We start from the raw sequence: 453 nt of genomic DNA, 5'->3' as shown, positions 1-453 counted from the left end.
TTTTAATATTTAAAATAATTCAAAAAAATATACATAAATTTATCAGGGAGGCATAATATGAGAGTGTTAATTTCGGGATATTATGGATTTCATAATATAGGGGATGAAGCTATACTTAAATCTATAATAACTGCACTTAGACAAGAAAAACCAGATATAAAAATAACTGTTTTATCAAATGATATAGAGCATACAAAAAGTACATATAAAGTAAATGCTATTAATAGATGGAAAWTAARTRATATATATAAAGAATTATTWAAATGTGATGGGCTTATAAGTGGAGGAGGAAGTTTAATTCAAGATGTCACAAGCTCACGATCTATAATTTATTATATAGGAATAATGTGGCTTGCGAAACTTGCTAAGAAGCCTGTTTTTATCTATGCCCAAGGTGTAGGTCCTATAGAGAAAAAAAGTAATAGAAAAATCGTAGGTAGATTTTTTAATAAA

At 26.5% G+C, this 453-nt stretch carries 1 protein-coding gene (running past one end of the window); it reads left to right on the top strand.

What is annotated here, in order from left to right:
- Nucleotides 1-57 precede the first annotated feature (57 nt).
- On the top strand, nt 58-453 hold part of the coding region annotated (gene csaB, locus G3997_RS08470) for a polysaccharide pyruvyl transferase CsaB (RefSeq protein WP_296645357.1) (this coding region is incomplete at its 3' end). Its footprint extends 291 nt past the window's final position; 396 of 687 annotated nt are visible.

Origin of the sequence: Romboutsia sp. 13368 (genome assembly GCF_018336475.1) — a bacterium.
In the GTDB taxonomy this organism is placed as follows: domain Bacteria; phylum Bacillota; class Clostridia; order Peptostreptococcales; family Peptostreptococcaceae; genus Romboutsia.
The sequence above is the reverse complement of the archived record's forward strand: the minus strand, read 5'-3'. Positions and strand labels throughout refer to the sequence as shown.